Source organism: Glutamicibacter nicotianae (assembly GCF_006539525.1).
Lineage (GTDB): Bacteria > Actinomycetota > Actinomycetes > Actinomycetales > Micrococcaceae > Glutamicibacter > Glutamicibacter nicotianae.
This window is the reverse complement of sequence record NZ_BJNE01000029.1, coordinates 1-16,988: the sequence shown is the minus strand read 5'-3', so window position 1 is coordinate 16,988 and position 16,988 is coordinate 1. Positions and strand designations below refer to the sequence as shown.

The window sequence follows — 16,988 nt, the reverse complement described above, 5'->3', positions numbered from 1 at the left end:
TCCGCAGAGAACACTTCGTCATCAACGATCGGGCCGACTGGAGAGGTCAGCACCTGCGGGAAGGTCTGGTCGTTGGCGACCTTCAGCTTGAAGACCACGGTGGTGGCATCTGGCGCTTCGATGGACTCGACGTTGCCAAGCAGCGAGGAAGGACCGTTGGGGTCCGCGATCTTCAGCTGGCGGTCGAAGGTGAACTTGACGTCCTTGGAGTCTAGGTCGTGGCCGTTGGCCCACTTCAAGCCCGACTTCAGCTTGACCGTGTATTCGGTCGGGGTGGTGAACTCTGCGGACTCGGCAAGGCTCATCGATGGGTCCGGGCTGCCCGGCTCGGAGTTGAGCAGGAAGGGGTAGATCTGGTTCATGACCATGAACGAACCGTTGTCGTAGGATCCAGCAGGGTCCAGAGAGGTCACTTTGTCGGTGGTGCCCAGGGTGATCGGGGCGCTGGCATCGCCATTGCCGCCGCCGTCATTGCCACTGTCTGCAGCTTGGGTGCAGCCGGTCAGAGCCAGGGCAGAGATACCCACAACGGCTGCTGCGAGTCGCAGTCCGTTCTTCTTGCGAGTCATGAGTCATCCTTCGTCTAGATACATGCATGCACTGTGATGATTAGCACATGCTTCACATAGCCTATGTGATGCAGGGCACGAAATACGAATGGAAGAGGTGGAAATTTGCAAAAGCGCGGTCTCAACGCCCGCTTTTTGCGCTTCAGCCCATGGCCGCGCTAACTCACCGTTGCGATGGGCTGGCATGGCTTTCCGGGCGTTCGCCCGGTGGCATAAGCTAGATACCAATGATGACTCGTAGAGACGCGGCAATCGCGTTGGATATCCCAGTGGAAATGGCCAAGAAGCACGGCATCCCGTCGAAGTTGAGCGAAGCCGAGTTTCGTGAGCTGAATTCGAACCCGCCTGCATGGCTGGTCCAGTCGCGTGCGAATCGCACCGGCAAACGGCCCGTGTGGATTCACCTGGTCTGCGAAGTCTGCGGCTTCAGCGAATACGAGCGTCCCAAGAAGTGGTGGCCTGCCTTCGATTTCGTGCACTGCCACACGCACTCCCCGGCGCAGCTGCCAAAGCTGGAAAAAGGCAAGACCCGCGTGGAGTACCAGGATATTTCGGCCCATATGTTCGGCATTGTCGACGAGGACTAGAAGCTGTCTCGATCCGTTTCAATTGGCTCGCCCGGCTGCTCGGACATTCCGCGAGCGGGGCAACAACCCATCTTTTGCCCTTTGGCGAAGCTAAAGAGCCTATGACGCAAAGAAGCCCTTGGGTCCATTCTCTTTCGAATGGAACCAAGGGCTTCTTTGCGTCGGCAAAATCAGTTGACCTTGCTGGAGTCCCAGGCGCTGGAACGGGCAGAATCGATGGTTGCCTGGCCCAGCACCCGGCTGCCCTGGTAAACGACCATGGTCTGGCCCGGCGCGACTCCGCGCATGCCTTCAGGGAGATTGACTACCAGCTCGTCGCGGCCCTCATCGGAGCGCTCCATGTGAGCCACAGCAGCCACCGGATCGCCGTGCGCACGCACCTGCACCATGCAATCGAAGGTGTCTCCGCTGAAGACTTCAGCGATTGGCACTCCCGCCCAGGAAATGCGGATACCGCGCAACTGGTCCACGGCCAGCAGAGCCTCCGGACCGACGATCACCTTGTTCTCCTTCGGACGGATTTCCAGCACGAAACGCGGTTTTCCATCGGCAGCCGGACGGCCCAGGCGAAGGCCCTTGCGCTGGCCAACAGTGAAGGCCTGCGCGCCTTCGTGCTCGCCAAGCTGGTTGCCCTCGTGGTCGACAATCTCCCCTGGCTTCATCTCAATGCGTTCAGCCAGCCATCCGCGGGTATCCCCATCAGGGATGAAGCAGATGTCGTAGCTGTCGGGCTTGTTCGCGACCGTCAGGCCACGCGCGGCGGCTTCGGCACGGACTTCCGCTTTGGAGGGGGTCTCGGCCAGCGGGAACATGCAGTGCTCCAGCTGCTCGTGGGTCAGCACGCCCAAGACGTAGGACTGGTCCTTGGCCCAGTCCGCGGCGCGGTGCAGCTCCGGGTTGCCCTGCTCGTCGCGCAGCACCTTGGCGTAGTGGCCGGTGCAGACCGCATCAAAGCCCAGGGCCAGGGCCTTCTCGAGCAAGGCGGCGAACTTGATCTTCTCATTGCAGCGCATGCACGGGTTCGGGGTGCGGCCGGCCTCGTATTCGGATACGAAGTCATCCACCACGTCCTCGGCGAAGCGGTCAGAGAAATCCCAAACGTAGTACGGGATGCCCAGCTTGTCGCAGGCACGCCAAGCGTCGTTGGAGTCTTCCAAGGTGCAGCAACCGCGCGAACCGGTCCGCAGGGTCCCTGGCATGCGGGACAGGGCCAGGTGCACGCCGACCACATCGTGGCCGGCTTCAACTGCGCGGGCGGCGGCGACCGCCGAGTCCACGCCTCCGGACATCGCTGCTAGTACTTTCATCGTGTAAAACCTGTTCCTGCCGTGTGGATGCTGCTTTCATCGGCTGCCATGCCAGCCTTCTTTGCCTGGGCATATGCTTGCGGCAAAGCCTCTAGTAATGCGTCAACGTCGGCGCGCGTGGATGTATGCCCCAATGTGAAGCGTTGCACACTGCGCGCGGTGCGCGCATCGCGTCCCATAGCCAGCAAAACATGCGAAGGCTGCGGAACGCCAGCGGTGCAGGCCGAACCAGTGGATGAGGCAATGCCCACCATATCCAAGCCGAAGAGCAGGGAATCGCCTTCGCATTCGGGGAAAGTGAAGTGCAGATTGCCGGGCAACCGCTTGCCTTCGTTGGCCTGGTCCCGTGGACCGTTCAGCACGGCTTCTGGAATTAAGCCGCTGATCTTCTCGACAGCGTATTCGCGCAGTTCGCTCAGCCGCGCGGCTTCCTGACGCAATTCGGCACGCACCGCAGTAGCCGCAGCGGCGAAGCCGGCCGCGTGGGCGGCGTTCAGGGTGCCCGAACGCAGCTTGCGTTCATGTCCGCCGCCGTGCTGCACAGGGGTGAGCACTACATCCCTGCGAACCAGCAGTCCGCCGATACCTACCGGGCCTCCGATCTTATGCGCGCTGATCGCCATGGTGGCCAAATTCGAGGAGGCGAAGTCGACCTCCACCGCTCCGAAGGCCTGGACCGCATCCGAGTGCACAGGGATCCCGTGGCGGCCAGCCAAGGCGGCGAATTCACGAACTGGCTGCACGGTGCCGACTTCATTGTTGGCCCACATCAAGGTCGCCAAGGCAATGCGCTGGTGGTGCTCTGCAAAAAGCTTCTCTGCCGCATCGAGATCAACTACGCCGTCCCCGTCAACGGCCAGCCACAGCAAGGTGGCATTCTCGTGGTCCTGCAACCAGATTGCCGTATCCAGGATCGCGTGGTGCTCGATGCCGGTGAGCACGATGGCGCGCGCCTGCTCATTGGCCGCTACGCGGTTCCAGAAAAGGCCCTTCAGCGCCAAATTATCCGATTCGGTTCCGCCTGATGTGAAGATCAATTCGCTGGAGTGCGCTCCGGAAGCCTCGGCAATTGCCTGGCGGGCATCATCCACCGTACGGTTGGCACGACGTCCTGCCGTGTGCAAGGACGACGGGTTTCCCGTGCGGGAATATTGCTCGGTGATCGCAGCGAGAGCTGCTGGATTCAGATCGGTGGTTGCCGCGTGATCCAGGTATACGGCGGAAGTATTCATAACTCTTCAATGGTACGGGGTTTGGTGCCCTAGTTAGAATGGCCAATCCGTGTGAATTGGCCGACCTCAATGGCTTCCAGCAGCGGATTATTCAGGATCGATTCGATCAATGACGCGGGTCCGCCCAGAATAGTGCAGTCATCGAAGGGTTCGGTTGACAGCATCCACGAGTGGTCTGCTGCAAAGGCCAAGGCAGGGCGCTGGCGCTGGGCACCGTCGGCAGTTATTGCCCATTCGGGTCGCGCCAGGAACTCGGCGTCGGCTTCGAACAGGTGGTAGTTCCGGTATCCGCCACCCAGCTCCAGCAGGTCCGCGTGGATGACCTCGGGGCCAAAGGCCGGCTTCTGCGCTTCGGCGAGCGCCAGTTCGTACTCCCTTTGGTTCTCTTCATCGTTCAAAGCAGGATCCGGTTCGCGCTCAATCTGGATTCGATCACCGCCTTCGATAAAGGCATAGCCTGCCCACAAGCCCACCACGAACTTCTGGTCCTGCGGGGAAGCCGCGAGAAGTTCTGCGGCCAGGGCATGCCATTGGGATTCCGGGAGTTGGTCAAGGGGCAGATCGGAATCCACCCAGGCATCCTCGGTTTCAGGATTGCCTTGCGCGTCCAGTCCGGCCACGGTTTCGAAAAGATCGGCCGCGGTGATGATGTGCTTGCGGCTCTGCGCCACCGTCTCCCAGCGCACTAGTTGGTCATCTTCATCCAGGGCTGGGTGCAAGATGCGAACGTAGCGTTCAAAGCCGTGAGGGATTTGGGCAACAACCGTGCTGGGGTCGGCCGATGCGCAAGCGGACGCGATCCATTGCCCGTGATCTGCGGAGAGGTGGGAAAACTGCATGCTCTAAGCCTAGCGAGATCAGCAGAGGAATTCCGTCTCCGTGCCATAGTCGGTGGTATGAATAGAAGAACAACAGATGACTTGTCGAAACCAGCTAAGGGAGCCTTCCTGCATGTTCAAGCCTGACTTCTTGGTTCCCGTCCATGATTTTTCACAGCGTTCCTTGGATTTCTCAAAGCGGATCGCGGTGATGGCCGTGATCAACCGCACCCCGGATTCTTTCTACGATGCAGGGTCGACCTTTGGCTTGGACGATGCAGTAGCCGCTGCCATGCGTGCGGTTGAGGCGGGCGCAGACTGGGTGGACATCGGCGGGGTGCCCTTCTCCCCTGGCCCCGAGCTTCCGTGGCAGGAGGAGGCGGAGCGAATTGTCCCGGTGATCCGCCAAGTGCGCCAACGCAGTTCGGTGATCATCTCGGCCGACACTTTCCACCCCCAGGTGGCGCAAGCCGCCATTGATGCCGGTGCGGATGTCATCAATGACACCACAGGATTTTCCTACCCGGAATTGGCCCAGGTGGTGGCCAAGAACAATGTGCACGTGGTGATCACCCATTCGCTGGCCAAGCCCCGCACCGTCTATCCGCGCCCGCACTATGACGATGTGGTAGACGAAATCCGCCAGTACCTGGTGGAGAAGGTCCAGGTCGCGTTGGATGCTGGTATCTCGCCAGCGAAGATCATTGTCGATCCGGGCCATGACCTGAACAAGAACACCCGCCACACGCTGGACCTGACCGCCGGGTTCCAGGCCTTTGCTGATTTGGGCTATCCAGCATTGGCTGCAGTTTCGAATAAGGACTTCATTGGCGAGACGCTGAACCTGCCGAAGGCCGAGCGCATGGTCGGATCTATGGTGGCAGCAACAATCTGCGCCATGAACGGCGCCCGGATTCTGCGGATGCACAACATTCCTGAATCGGTGCAGACTGTACGCCTGCTAGAAGCAGCTCAGGGTTGGCGGGAACCTGCCTACCAGATTCACAACATGGGGGATGTCAATCCTCCTGCGCACCCAGAACGCGAAGCCAGTAAGTAAGGAGTTCTCCAGATGCGTGCCCTGCTCCCCCATCATTCTGATCAGGTCGATGACCAGTTCCTGCTTGAACGCTACTCCAGCGGGCAACGCCCTTTCGTGCGTTTCAACTTCGTTAGCAGCATCGATGGCAGCGCCCAGGTTGATGGGCTTTCCGGCGGTTTGGGTTCACCGGGCGATCGAAGGATTTTTTCGCTCTTGCGCCGACTTGCCGACGTAATCCTGGTCGGTGCGGGAACGGTGCGTGCCGAGGGATATGAAGGACAGCTCCTATCCGAAGAGGATATGGCATGGCGAATCGAGCGTGGGATGCCACCACAGCCTGTGCTGGCGCTCGTTTCCCACGGATTGCATATGAAGCCAACTGCGCCGGTCTTTGCCGAGTCTCCGGTTCCAGTCTTGGTTTTCACCAGCGTCAACGTATCTGACGAACAGCGTGAGGCTTTCGGACCCAATGCCACCCTCGTGCAGGTTTCTGACAAGGACGGCGGATGCGCGCCGCAGGAAATTGTCGACTACCTGCATTCCCGAGGTCTTGGCTTCATCCATGCCGAGGGTGGTCCCCATATTTTCGGTCAGTTCGCCGCCGCTGGCGCCGTGGATTCGGCTTGCATCAGCCACTCACCGGTGCTGGTGGCAGGCGATGGCATGCGAATTGCGGTTCACGAGCAGCAGGTTTTCCTCCAGTTCGAGCTGCATTCCCTTTTCGAAGAGGGCAGCATGCTCTTCTGCGACTACCGGTTCAGGAGATCAGCTGAATCCCAGCCGGAATAACAGATAGGTCGAATGGCCCCTCGCCGACGCATTCCCCGTCGGCATAGCTGCTCCGACTAGTTTCCACGCGGGCTTGTGCAAGGTGTGCGCTGACTTTCCATGGGTGTGGTGCGCCGGTGAGGATTCTCGGCAGATACGGAAGGACACGCAGAATCCGTGGTCCCCGTACGATCGCCAATTCTGCGGTGCCGTCGGTTATTTCGGCACGCGGGAAGAGCCTGATTCCTCCGCCCAGGGACTTTATATTGGCCAAACTGGCGGCCAGGACACTCCCGCTAAATTCCAGTCCATTGGCCTTGATCTCGCTGTGCCATCCGCGCAGCTGCGGGATGCACAGGATCAGTCCGGCGATGTACCGCAAGGATCCGAGTTGCCGTGGCAGCGCGTTGGCTTTCGCATTGACGGTGGCTTCAAAGCCCCAGGAGACCGCACCCAGCGCATAACGCGGTGATCCCCCGGCCTGGTCAAACCGCAGTTCCAACAGGTCGATGGGCATCGTTGCTCCCGGTTGCCTGCAAAATGCAATCATCTTGGCCAAGGAATCTTCTGCCTTCGCGTCCCCCGTCATGCGCCAGAAGTCGTTGCCGCTGCCAGCCGGAACAATCCCAACGGGAATCGCAGTACCCGCAACATGCTGGATGCAGTGATGGATCAGGCCATCACCGCCAATAACGATGATGATCCGCGAAGCTCTGAGCCGGCCGCCGACCTGTTCCACACTGGTAACCGAGGTATCAACCAGCTCGTGCTCCAGTCCCAGAACCCCCAGCTGTTGAGCAAGTTGCTGGGCACGGCGCCTCCCCCGTCCTCGTCCTGAGGCGGGGTGGAAGATAATTCGAATCTTTTCGGCGTCCGCAAACGAGCTCATGAGCATAGAGATTACCTAGCAACTTGACGCTTCTACAAAGAATTTGCTGGGTTGCGTTCGCTAAAATGGGAAGCACTGGCCATCTGATCATTTGCACCGAGAGGATTATTCCGTTCAATGAGCACACCAAGTCCCTATGAAATTCTTGGTGTCGCGCCCACTGCGAGCTTGGAAGAAATCAAGATCGCATACCGGAGAGCCGCTCGCGCCACGCATCCAGATCTCGGTGGCAGCGAAGACAAGTTCAAAGAAGTGCAGCGTGCTTTCCAGCAGCTGAACGATCTGGCAGCTCCGCTGGACTATGAGCAGAGCTTCCCGGCTCCGGGCAACGCTCCGCGCGCCGGATTCAATGCCCGTCCGTTCGACGAGCGCTTGCGCAAGAGCCCACAGCAACCCAAGGCCCAGTTGCCCACCGAGTATGTACCGCCATTGTCAGAATCCTCCTTGGCGCTGCCGGACAAGAAGATCTGTGAGCAGCGGGTACACGGAGAGCCTCGCAAGCGCGGCCTGTTCTCCAACCGATCGAGGCTGCTTCGCGAAGCCCAGACCATCAACTTGCTGGCCAAGAATGTAATGAATATCTTGCCGGCGGCCCGTTTGGTCAATGGATTGCGTTCGCCGGCATCCGGCCACTACGACCATGTGCTGTTTGCAGGTTACCGCATGGCAGTGATCAACACGATGACGTTGCCCGATGGCTATTATTCCTTTGACGGCAACGTTTTGCGCCACGGCAATAAGCTGACGCAGCCTCCGCAGTTCTCCATCTCCGGAATGCAACGCCAGTTCATGCAGATGAACGTTGTCGCGTTCACCCTGGTGCTTTCTGCCAACGGCAATCATCACGAACCGGTCATCGAGTACCGCCGCAATGCCGATCCAACCCTGGCATCGACGCCGAATGTGCTCAACGCCGCGGGATTGATCCGCGAGTTGAAACTCTTCCTGGGCTCCGGTCCATCGCCAAATGTTGTTGACCGTCTGGCCCTGGCGAAGTTGCGTGAGGCGATGTACTAAGGTCAATGGCTTAAATCTTCATGGCGAGAGCTTAAACTAGTTGAGTGTTTCGTATCGTTTTCAATGCCCCAGAGATCCCGGGTAATTCCGGCAATGCCATCCGACTAGCAGCCATCACCGGCGCAGAACTGCATCTGGTGAAGCCGCTGGGCTTCAACTTCGAGGATGCCAACCTGCGTCGCGCTGGATTGGACTACCACGATCTGGCCAACGTCACGGTGCATGAAAATCTTGATGCTGCCTTTGATGCGTTGGGCGAAGGCCGGGTCTACGCCTTCACCTCCGAAGGAACCACTGTCTACTCGGACATCAGCTACGAGACCAGCGACATCCTGCTCTTCGGCCGTGAATCTGTTGGATTAAGCGCAGAGGATAAGCAGCATCCTCGCGTCACCGATTTGGTCCGCTTGCCAATGCTTCCAGGACGCCGCTCGATGAACCTGGCCAACACTGCATCCGTAGTGGCCTTCGAAGCGTGGCGCCAGCACGGCTTCGCTGGCGCATAAAGTACCAGCTCGCCAACGCCACGCGTACAGCTTTACCTAATCTTTATAAAGTAGGCTCGAGTCTGTACCCGCAGTTTCACGGGTATTGAACTGTGCCGACTACATTTCGGGAGATTCCAAGACCATGAACGGTAGCCATTCCCAGCACCGCGACGAACCCCAGGACGAGAACCTGGGTCTAGACCTGGTGAGCCAAGTGGCCAGCAGTTCACGTGCAGCGAAGAAAAAGCCCAAGCGCTGGATCTTCGCAGTTACAGGACTTGCCATCATCGTTGTCCTAGCGTTGGTGATTTTCACCCTGCTCAATGGAGGCACGAAAGCATCTAAGGCATCCAAAGCCGATGATGCGGTCACCCAGACCGTCGAGTTGAAGAGCGGCGGGCAAGCGGTGCTCAGCTCCTCCGAGTCCGAAAATGCTGTGGGTGTCGAGCTCTCCGAGCTGCCGGCCTTGGACGGGTCGGAACAATACGTTGCTTGGGCCGTGCATGAGTCCGGCAGTGTCTCGGTGATCGTTTCCAGCACCGGTGAAGACGCCTCGGCTGGACTGACCCCAGCCGATGATGTGATTGCGCTTCACATCACCATTGAGGGTGCCAAGATCCCGGACATGCCATCTGAAGATGCCGAAGCTTCAGTGGACCTTCCGCTGGCCCAAGACCAGGAAACGCAGGACGCGAGCTAGCAACTCACCACCGGCTAAGCAAAGAGCTCGGGTCGAAGACCATTTAATGATCTTCGCCCCGAGCTCTTTTCATATGCACATCACCCGGATCGCTAGAACCCGGCAATCGTGTCGCTGGCGTTCACCGCCACTGCGTGGAAGGCTTCGGCAAGCTTGCCTTTTCCTAGTTGTCCCCGCACGGCGTTTTCTTCGCACTGCTGCAGAACATAGTTTTCCATGGCCGCAACGTCCGGATGCTGCGTGAAGTGCGAACGCAAGGCATCCATCTTCTTGCCGAAGAATTCGGTGATGTCCACGTAGGCATTCTCGCGTTCCTGCGGAGCGCCGCACAACCAGAGCCAAGGCACCTTGTACGGTTCCAGTCCTTCGGCATGGAGCAGTTCTGGATAGGAGAACGGATTCTCCACCGCCGGATATATCGCGCGAGTGACCGCTTCACCGCAAGCCAGATGGTCGGGGTGCGAGGCCTGGATCCGATCCCACTTGCGCTCTGGGTGCATGGCAATCACGATAGTAGGCCTCACCCGGCGCATCAGCCGTACCACCTTGCGCATGACATCGTGGTTGGCTTCCAAGAAGCCGTCGCGTTCACCGAGGAAATGGACGGTCTTCACACCCACCTTGGCCGCGGCCTGCTTCTGCTCTTCGTGGCGGAGCCTGGCTGTTTCTTCGGGATCCCGATCATCAAAGCCTCCGGCGTCTCCGTCGGTCATGATGCAATACTGGACTTCTGCACCCGCAGCGGTCAGTGCTGCGATGGTGCCGGCCGCCCCAAAATCCAGATCATCCGGGTGGGCGCCGAAGGCCAGAACCCGCTGGGAGCCTGCGCCAATGAATCGCGCTGTATCGATCATGCCTTGCGACGTCGAATCTCTTCGGCTGCCTGCGGCAGGACCTTGGCCAGGTCGCCAACGATGCCCAGGTCGGCGATTTCGAATACTGGTGCGTCGACATCCTTGTTGATGGCAATGATGAATTTGCTGGTCTGCATGCCGGCCTTCTGCTGGATCGCTCCGGAGATGCCTGCAGAAATGTACAGCTGTGGCGCGACGGTAACGCCGGTCTGGCCGATCTGCGCATCATGCGAGATCCAACCGGCATCGGTTGCTGCGCGGGAAGCGCCCACGGCGGCTCCCAAAGCATCGGCCAGGTCTTCAACCGGCCCGAAGTCTCCATTGACACCACGTCCGCCAGCAACCACGACGCGCGCTTCGGTCAGTGCCGGGCGGTCGCTGGCTGCTTTGGCCTCGGCGGCCGCAATACGGACCTTGGCATCGCTGGAATCCTCCAGCGCCAGTTCTTCTACCGCCAACGGGATGTTGGCAGCAGCAGGAGCGTCCTCGATGCTGTTTGGCTTCAAAGTGGCGAAGAGAGTCCCGTTGGTTGGCTTGGCCTGAACGCTGTAGCTTCCGGCCAGCTCGTCCTTGGTCGCCACCAAGTCACCGGTGATGCCAATGACGTCAGTGATAATCGCACCGTTGTGGCGGACAGCCAGGCGGGCCCCGAGTTCACGGCTGAAGTTGTCGTTGGCAAGCAAAACCAATCCGGCGCCGGTAGCCTGTAGGGCTGCGTCAAGCACGGAAAGCTCGTGCTGTCCGAAAACCTGCGCTTGGCTGGAGGCGGTGTAGAGCTTCACCACGCCGTAAGAAGCTAGCACTTCCTGTGCTGCGGCGCTGACTTCGCTTGCAACGGCCACAGCTGGGTTCTCGAAGCCGGATGCCAGGGTCAGCAGTTCGCGTTGGGCTTTGGACGGTGCTTCGGAAAATTCAGAGAAAAATACAAGGGCTGAAGGCATGTTCAATATTCCTTAGATCAGCTTCTGTTCGGCCAAGAAATCAACCAAGGCAATGCCTGCCTGGCCGCTGTCGTTGATGACAGTTCCAGCTTCACGTGCAGGACGGGCTTCGGCTCCGATAACCTCGGTGTTCGAACCAATGGCCCCAACAGCCGCAGCATCCAAGCCGATAGCCGCCAAATCCAGCTCGGTAACGGTCTTCTTCTTGGCGGCCATGATGGCCTTGAAATTCGGGTAGCGGGGCTCATTGGCCTGGTCGGTGACCGAAAGCACTGCAGGCAGGCTAGCTGTCAGGGTCAAGGTACGATCCAGATGATCGCGCTTGATCGCCAGTTCGCGCTGTGCTGCGTCGAACTCGACGGCGAGCGCGTGAGTCAGCTGTGCAAAGCCCAGTCGCTCTGCGAGCTGAGCTGGGACAACCGAAGTCTCTGCGTCAGTCGAGGACATGCCGGTAACAACCAGGTCCACGTTGCCAACATAATCAACCAGAGCGGCAAGTGCTTTGGACGTGGCGACGGTATCGGAGCCGGCCAGGGCTTCATCGCTGAGATGCAGGCCAGAACTGGCGCCCATCTGCAAGGCCTTCTTGACCGAGTTGCCCGCCCCCTTACCACCCATGGTCGCAGCGATGACTTCATGCCCGGCCGCGAATCCACCGTTGGCTTCCACGATGGAAACGGCGGCTTCGACAGCGTATTCGTCCAATTCCGAGAGGACTGATTCCGCACGGTCCAGGCGCAGCGTCCCCGAATCGATGTGACGGTCAAATTGAACATCTGGGACGTGTTTGACCAGGACCACTATTTTCAGTGGCGTGGTGCTTTCCTCGCTCATTCGCGCCTTCCTACAAGCATCCATGCCCGCTCCGGTGCAAAACACGGGCGCAGGCTTATTCCTTCAACCTCTATCGTATCGACACAATGCAGTTCACCGGGCGTTTATCGCTCTGAGAACATCAAGTGACGCAGGCTGGTTGGTCACCAGCCTGCGTCACTTGATCCACAGCGTCATCATGACGATTTGTTTAGTTATTTGACAGCGTCCCGACCGTTGCGGTTGCGGTATGCTCCTGGCCATTGCGAAGATAGGTGATTTTCGCTTCTCCCCCGGCAGGAATCTCGCGAATGGCGGCGGTCACCGTCTGCGAGTCCTGGACCGCGCGACCATTGACGCCGGTGATCACGTCGCCGGATTTCAAGCCCGCCTTGTCAGCTGCGGAGTCGGGGCTGATTTCAACAATGCGGGCACCAACCGAGAAGGCCGATGCGTTCTGCTGGTTGGATCCCGAGGCGCCCTGTGGCGTCACCGTGGCACCGAGCAGACCGTGCGTTGCGACGCCGTTGTCGATCAGTTCCTGGGCAACACGCTTTGCATAGTCGATAGGGATAGCGAAGCCCACGCCAATCGAACCGCCTTCCTCGCTGTTGCCAGCCGAGGCAATGGCGACGTTGACGCCGATAATTTCACCATTGGCATCAACCAGTGCGCCGCCGGAGTTGCCGTGGTTAATCGCCGCGTCGGTCTGGATGACATTCACGTAGATCGAACCGCTTGATTGCTGCTGTTGCTGTTCTTGCCCGGGGAATTGGAAGTTGAACCGATTGCCGTCTCCGCCATCGCTCTGGTCGCTTTCCTCGGGCACGGCCGAAGACGCGATGGAGATAGTGCGGTTGAGGGTGGAAATGATGCCGTCGGTGACGGTGCCGCTCAGGCCCAGGGGGGCGCCAATGGCGACCGCGGTATCCCCGACGTTCAATTCGGCCGATGAGCCCAAGGTGGCAGGAACCAGACCATCGGCCTGGATGTTGATGACAGCCAGATCCGATAGCGGATCGGTTCCGACGACAGTGGCGCTATGCACGGTACCGTCGTTCATCTGAACCGAAATCTTTGGATTGGCAACTTCTCCGCCTAGGGTGACCACGTGGGTGTTGGTCAGAATGTTTCCCTTGTCATCCAAAACGATGCCCGAGCCGGATCCGCCGGAGCCGTTGCCTGATACTTCGATGGTCACCACACTGGGACTGGCCTTGGCGGCGGCGGCGGTGACTTCGGTGACTTTGTCCGGATTGTTGATCACCACTCCTTCGCGCGGCGAGCTCGTGACCGAGGAAGAGCCTGCATTGTCATTCATGAGATAGGTGGTGCCAGCGGCGGTGACGCCGCCGACCAGTGCCGCCGCGACCATTCCCGCGATGAGGGTGCTGCCGGAGAAGGACTTCTTGTTCTGGGAAGGCTTCTCCGGTGGGACTGGGTAGTGCGCTGGCTCGTTGGGCGGCATGGCGTAGCTCGAACCGTAGGGAGATCCGTTCTGGACTGGCTGGGCATCGGAATGCTGGCCATGTTGATGGGCCGAATTCTGCGTGCTGTCGGCAGCCGCCGTTGGGTAAGCGCTGGTTGGCTGCTCGCTGGCGCTTGGGCCCGGGTTCACCCGCGGGTAGCTCACTGTTGGTTCACTCGAAGCCACTGGGTCGGTGTTGTTGTTCTTTGGTTCTGATGAATTGCCCGTATCGTTCCCACGTGGCTCATTCGGTGTCTGGCTCATGGCTTGCCTCTTTCGAACTGTCGAATTCTCTTGAGTTCAATTATTCAACTCAGGTCTGTGGCATCGAATTGTGGTGTCTGAGCACCTGCTGTGAGTTAACTATTCTGCCAGCTGAATGGCGTAGACGTGGTTCATTAGGGCAAATAGAATCAATCATAAGTGTGAACCCAATCTCTGGGGATTGCCAGATCGGCCCTCTCCTGATCTTTGGATTGGCTGTTGTATTTCAGGCGGGAAACAAGACATGCGTATGAAAGCTAGACGGCTCATTGCTGGAGCACTATTGGCAGCTGCAGCCTCTTTCGGCTTATCGGCACCGGCAATGGCTGAATCGCCGGTTACTATTCCACCCGGCGATTTCGTAGTCGATTCTTCAGGTGTGCTTGGTTCGGACGAGTCGCGCTTGGAGTCCGAAATCAAAGAGCTCCGCAGCGATACAGGGTTGAATCTATTTGCGGTATTCGTCGATGAGTTCTCGAACCCAGCCCAAGCTGATCAATGGGCCACCGAGGTTGCCAACAAGAAGGGGCTGGGCAGTGCCGACTCCATCTTGGTGGTAGCTACCCAGACCCGGCAGGCATATTTTGCTGGCGCGAAGGGAGGCCCAATTGCCGCGGCCGCCACCGAAATCTACAGCAGCCAGATCAGTCCAGCACTCGGCGAAAATGACTGGGCTGGCGCCGTTGATGGCGCTATCGATGGCATGCGCAGTGTTGAAGGCGGTGGCAGCCCCGATGGCTCTTCCTCTGGCGGGGGTTTCCTAACAGTCGTTCTGGTCATTGGCGCAGTCGCTGTGGTTGGGTACCTGTTCCTTTCACGGCGCAGCAAGAAGAAGACCGCCTCACTCGGCCAGGGCCCGGGTCAACACCCTGGAAATTATGGCTCTCCTGCGCCGCGACAACAGTTGATCCCGCTGGATAAGCTCCGTTTACAGGCAGATCAATTGCTGGTAGCAGCAGACGACTCGATTCGTTCTTCCCAGCAGGAATTGGGCTTCGCCGAGGCTCAGTACGGGAAGCAAGCGGTCCAGGTCTATCTGGAAGATATCGAACAGGCCAAGACCCACCTGTCGGAATCCTTCCGTTTGCAGCAGCAGTTGGATGACGATATCCCGGATACCGAACAGGATCAGCGTTCCTGGCTGAATGAAATCATTGACCGGTGCCAGAAGGTTAATCATTCCCTGCAGGCTCATGCCAACGAGTTCAAGCAGTTGCGCCAGCTGGAGCAAAATGCGGAGGATCGCATTACTGAGGTTTCAGCGAATCAAGAACCGCTCAATCAAAGGCTTTCGGCTAGAGTGGCCGATTTGGAACGCCTCGCTGGCCGATACGATGCCAGCGCAGTTGCACAGATCAAGGACAATGCCGAACAAGCCGCAGAACGTTTGACCTTTGCGTCATCTGCCTTGAAGCAGGCATCGCAGAAACTGGCCAATGACCGTCCCAATGCCGCGATCTTGATCCAAAACGCCGAAGAAGCGCAGGACCAAGCCGACGTGTTGCTCAAAGCCATCAACAAAGCCGGCGAAGCGTTGGAGCAAGCCCAGCAAGACTTGAAGTCGTCAATGGCACTAGCCGAACGGGACCTGGCCCAAGCGAAAGCTTTCATGGCAAACGGTTCGAATCCCGGGTTGGCGAGTGCCGTGGCCGGTGTGGAAAGCGCACTGAATAATACCAAGCAAGCCTTGAACAGCGACCGATACAACCCGCTGGCGTTGATCACCCAGCTCGACGAGGCCGTACGCCCGCTCTCAGAGGCCCTGTCCAGTTCGCGTGACCGGGCGCAGCAGGAACAGTCTGCCCGTGCGCAGCTAGATTCGCTCTTGCATACGGCAGCATCACGCATCAGCGGCACGGACGATTACATCCGTGCCCGTCGCGGTGGCGTACGTTCCTCGGCACGCACCCGTCTTGCTGAAGCGCAACGCACCTTCGATGAAGCCCGTTCGCTTTCCGGCAGCGATCCGCTGCGTGCCGTGGGTTCGGCGCAACGTGCAATTCAGTTGGCTGATCAGGCTGCGCAGATGGCCGAAAACGATGTCAGTGGATTTGACGGTTTTGGCGGCTCCCGCGGATACGGAAATTACGGCAACTACGGCCGCGGCCGCGGTGGCGGGATGTTTGATGGCATCGGCGGTGCCATGCTCGGCGGCATCCTGATAAACACTATCCTCGGTGGCGGAAGCCACGGCGGTCATTCGGATGGCGGCGACGGCGGAGGATTCTTCGGCGGAGGCGGCTTCGGCGGCTTTGGCGACGGAGGCGGTTTCGGAGGAGGTGACTTCGGAGGCGGCGGAGGCGGCAATTTCTAGTTTGCCGGAATAGATTCACTAGTTGTTTTGAAGTACCTAATGTTTTTCCTGACGGACAGAAAGGTCCAACCATGATCAAGCAGTCAATCTTCGGACGCATTTCCCAGCTGGCCAAGGCCAACATCAATGCGATGCTCGACGCAGCTGAAGACCCTCAGAAAATGATGGATCAGATGGTGCGCGACTACAACGACAATATCGCTGAAGCAGAGCAGGCGATTGCCCAGACCATCGGCAACCTGCGCATGCTGGAAGACGACTACCGCGAGGACGAGCAGGCAGCTTCCGAGTGGGGTGCCAAAGCACTGGCAGCGTCCAACAAGGCGGAGGAATTCCGCTCCGCAGGCAAGGCAGATGATGCCGCGAAGTTCGACAACTTGGCTAAGGTCGCCATCCAGCGCCAGATGCAGGCCGAGTCCGAGATGAAGACTGCAGAGCCAACGATTACATCGCAGCGCCAAATCGTGGACAAGCTCAAGAGCGGTTTGAACATGATGAAGGAAAAGCGCACAGAGTTGGCCAGCAAGCGCGACGAGCTGGTCGCCCGCGCCAAGTCGGCTCACGCTCAGAACCAGGTCAACGAAGCCATCAAATCCGTGAACATCATGGATCCATCCAGCGAGATCGGCCGCTTCGAGGAAAAGGTTCGCCGCGAAGAAGCCCGAGTCCGCGGTGCTGCAGAATTGCAGGCGTCAAGCCTGGACGCCCAGTTCGAGTCCTTGGAAGATCTGGGTGAGCAGACCGAAGTTGAAGCTCGTCTGGCGGCTCTGAAGGCCAAGCAGGCTGGTACTTTGGAGAGCTAGGAACTCGAATAACGGGATATAGTCAATTGGCTGGTAGTGCGCAAGCAAGCCAGCCAATTGCTTTTGATGATTAAACAAGAAACGGAGACTCTTTCGAATCTCCGTTTCCACTTT

The 16,988-nt window shown here is 58.9% G+C and carries 17 protein-coding genes; 8 read left to right on the top strand and 9 right to left on the bottom strand.

Features of this window, described 5'->3' with window-relative positions:
- On the bottom strand, positions 1–569 hold a 569-nt coding region (locus ANI01nite_RS16415), incomplete at its 3' end, for an ABC transporter substrate-binding protein (protein ID WP_255314580.1).
- 227 nt (positions 570–796) lie between these two features.
- Between ANI01nite_RS16415 and ANI01nite_RS16410 the strand changes: the two genes are divergently transcribed.
- Positions 797–1,156 carry a hypothetical protein gene (locus tag ANI01nite_RS16410; protein ID WP_141359313.1) on the top strand — a complete coding sequence of 120 codons (360 nt, stop codon included), beginning with the start codon at positions 797–799 and terminating at the stop codon, positions 1,154–1,156.
- Between the two features lie 170 nt (positions 1,157–1,326).
- Here the strand turns inward: ANI01nite_RS16410 and mnmA are convergent, their stop codons facing one another.
- From mnmA to ANI01nite_RS16395, 3 genes are read right to left on the bottom strand one after another with little or no spacing between them, the layout of a single operon-like run.
- Positions 1,327–2,463 carry a tRNA 2-thiouridine(34) synthase MnmA gene (mnmA, locus tag ANI01nite_RS16405; protein ID WP_038990555.1) on the bottom strand — a complete coding sequence of 379 codons (1,137 nt, stop codon included), beginning with the start codon at positions 2,461–2,463 and terminating at the stop codon, positions 1,327–1,329.
- On the bottom strand, positions 2,460–3,695 hold the full coding sequence (locus ANI01nite_RS16400; protein WP_141359311.1) for a cysteine desulfurase family protein: 1,236 nt from the start codon (positions 3,693–3,695) through the stop codon (positions 2,460–2,462). Before ANI01nite_RS16400 ends, mnmA begins: the two co-directional genes overlap by 4 nt.
- Positions 3,696–3,724: 29 nt before the next feature.
- Positions 3,725–4,534, bottom strand: a complete 810-nt coding sequence (locus ANI01nite_RS16395) for a hypothetical protein (protein ID WP_141359309.1) — start codon at positions 4,532–4,534, stop codon at positions 3,725–3,727.
- 112 nt (positions 4,535–4,646) lie between these two features.
- On the opposite strand from ANI01nite_RS16395, the gene folP reads away from it, so the two are divergent.
- Positions 4,647–5,573 carry a dihydropteroate synthase gene (gene folP / locus ANI01nite_RS16390; protein ID WP_121867040.1) on the top strand — a complete coding sequence of 309 codons (927 nt, stop codon included), beginning with the start codon at positions 4,647–4,649 and terminating at the stop codon, positions 5,571–5,573.
- A 96-nt stretch (positions 5,574–5,669) separates the two neighbouring features.
- A complete protein-coding gene (locus ANI01nite_RS16385) occupies positions 5,670–6,344 on the top strand; it encodes a dihydrofolate reductase family protein (RefSeq protein WP_170214679.1) in 675 nt (224 codons plus the stop codon).
- Here the strand turns inward: ANI01nite_RS16385 and ANI01nite_RS16380 are convergent.
- Positions 6,313–7,212: a diacylglycerol/lipid kinase family protein gene (locus tag ANI01nite_RS16380; protein ID WP_170214678.1), complete on the bottom strand. Its 900-nt coding sequence runs from the start codon at positions 7,210–7,212 to the stop codon at positions 6,313–6,315. The two genes, ANI01nite_RS16385 and ANI01nite_RS16380, sit on opposite strands and share 32 nt — an antisense overlap.
- Positions 7,213–7,329: 117 nt before the next feature.
- Here ANI01nite_RS16380 and ANI01nite_RS16375 point away from each other — a divergent pair, with 117 nt between their 5' ends.
- The 3 genes from ANI01nite_RS16375 (at position 7,330) to ANI01nite_RS16365 (ending at position 9,417) form a co-directional block, all read left to right on the top strand.
- Positions 7,330–8,229, top strand: a complete 900-nt coding sequence (locus ANI01nite_RS16375; RefSeq protein WP_141359303.1) for a J domain-containing protein — start codon at positions 7,330–7,332, stop codon at positions 8,227–8,229.
- Between the two features lie 44 nt (positions 8,230–8,273).
- Complete coding sequence (locus tag ANI01nite_RS16370; RefSeq protein WP_038990563.1) at positions 8,274–8,735, top strand: tRNA (cytidine(34)-2'-O)-methyltransferase; 462 nt, start codon at positions 8,274–8,276, stop codon at positions 8,733–8,735.
- Between the two features lie 124 nt (positions 8,736–8,859).
- Positions 8,860–9,417 (top strand): anti-sigma factor domain-containing protein, encoded by a 558-nt coding sequence (locus ANI01nite_RS16365; RefSeq protein ID WP_073705990.1) that lies wholly within the window; start codon positions 8,860–8,862, stop codon positions 9,415–9,417.
- Positions 9,418–9,509: 92 nt separating this feature from the next.
- Here ANI01nite_RS16365 and ANI01nite_RS16360 read toward each other — a convergent pair whose 3' ends face one another.
- From ANI01nite_RS16360 to ANI01nite_RS16345, 4 genes are all read right to left on the bottom strand, one after another.
- Entirely contained in the window at positions 9,510–10,271 is a 762-nt protein-coding gene (locus ANI01nite_RS16360; RefSeq protein WP_052253639.1) for a PIG-L deacetylase family protein, read from the bottom strand.
- Positions 10,268–11,212 (bottom strand): electron transfer flavoprotein subunit alpha/FixB family protein, encoded by a 945-nt coding sequence (locus tag ANI01nite_RS16355; RefSeq protein WP_121867044.1) that lies wholly within the window; start codon positions 11,210–11,212, stop codon positions 10,268–10,270. Before ANI01nite_RS16355 ends, ANI01nite_RS16360 begins: the two co-directional genes overlap by 4 nt.
- Positions 11,213–11,224: 12 nt before the next feature.
- Positions 11,225–12,046 (bottom strand): electron transfer flavoprotein subunit beta/FixA family protein, encoded by an 822-nt coding sequence (locus ANI01nite_RS16350; RefSeq protein WP_174787696.1) that lies wholly within the window; start codon positions 12,044–12,046, stop codon positions 11,225–11,227.
- Between the two features lie 190 nt (positions 12,047–12,236).
- Positions 12,237–13,757, bottom strand: coding sequence for a S1C family serine protease (locus tag ANI01nite_RS16345; RefSeq protein WP_141359301.1), 1,521 nt, complete (start codon positions 13,755–13,757; stop codon positions 12,237–12,239).
- Positions 13,758–13,938: 181 nt separating this feature from the next.
- Here ANI01nite_RS16345 and ANI01nite_RS16805 point away from each other — a divergent pair, with 181 nt between their 5' ends.
- Together ANI01nite_RS16805 and ANI01nite_RS16335 are read left to right on the top strand one after the other, a co-directional pair.
- Positions 13,939–16,071 carry a TPM domain-containing protein gene (locus ANI01nite_RS16805; protein ID WP_170214677.1) on the top strand — a complete coding sequence of 711 codons (2,133 nt, stop codon included), beginning with the start codon at positions 13,939–13,941 and terminating at the stop codon, positions 16,069–16,071.
- Positions 16,072–16,142: 71 nt separating this feature from the next.
- Positions 16,143–16,874 carry a PspA/IM30 family protein gene (locus ANI01nite_RS16335; protein ID WP_038990570.1) on the top strand — a complete coding sequence of 244 codons (732 nt, stop codon included), beginning with the start codon at positions 16,143–16,145 and terminating at the stop codon, positions 16,872–16,874.
- Positions 16,875–16,988 lie beyond the last annotated feature (114 nt).

What these genes read in the sequence shown, in the direction of transcription:
- ANI01nite_RS16350 (WP_174787696.1), bottom strand. Translation starts at nt 12,046, where the DNA reads ATGAGCGAGGAAAGCACCACGCCACTGAAAATAGTGGTCCTGGTCAAA.
- ANI01nite_RS16360 (WP_052253639.1), bottom strand. Translation starts at nt 10,271, where the DNA reads ATGATCGATACAGCGCGATTCATTGGCGCAGGCTCCCAGCGGGTTCTG.
- ANI01nite_RS16400 (WP_141359311.1), bottom strand. Translation starts at nt 3,695, where the DNA reads ATGAATACTTCCGCCGTATACCTGGATCACGCGGCAACCACCGATCTG.
- ANI01nite_RS16410 (WP_141359313.1), top strand. Translation starts at nt 797, where the DNA reads ATGATGACTCGTAGAGACGCGGCAATCGCGTTGGATATCCCAGTGGAA.
- ANI01nite_RS16335 (WP_038990570.1), top strand. Translation starts at nt 16,143, where the DNA reads ATGATCAAGCAGTCAATCTTCGGACGCATTTCCCAGCTGGCCAAGGCC.
- ANI01nite_RS16375 (WP_141359303.1), top strand. Translation starts at nt 7,330, where the DNA reads ATGAGCACACCAAGTCCCTATGAAATTCTTGGTGTCGCGCCCACTGCG.
- ANI01nite_RS16380 (WP_170214678.1), bottom strand. Translation starts at nt 7,212, where the DNA reads ATGAGCTCGTTTGCGGACGCCGAAAAGATTCGAATTATCTTCCACCCC.
- ANI01nite_RS16355 (WP_121867044.1), bottom strand. Translation starts at nt 11,212, where the DNA reads ATGCCTTCAGCCCTTGTATTTTTCTCTGAATTTTCCGAAGCACCGTCC.
- ANI01nite_RS16395 (WP_141359309.1), bottom strand. Translation starts at nt 4,534, where the DNA reads ATGCAGTTTTCCCACCTCTCCGCAGATCACGGGCAATGGATCGCGTCC.
- folP (WP_121867040.1), top strand. Translation starts at nt 4,647, where the DNA reads ATGTTCAAGCCTGACTTCTTGGTTCCCGTCCATGATTTTTCACAGCGT.
- mnmA (WP_038990555.1), bottom strand. Translation starts at nt 2,463, where the DNA reads ATGAAAGTACTAGCAGCGATGTCCGGAGGCGTGGACTCGGCGGTCGCC.
- ANI01nite_RS16365 (WP_073705990.1), top strand. Translation starts at nt 8,860, where the DNA reads ATGAACGGTAGCCATTCCCAGCACCGCGACGAACCCCAGGACGAGAAC.
- ANI01nite_RS16345 (WP_141359301.1), bottom strand. Translation starts at nt 13,757, where the DNA reads ATGAGCCAGACACCGAATGAGCCACGTGGGAACGATACGGGCAATTCA.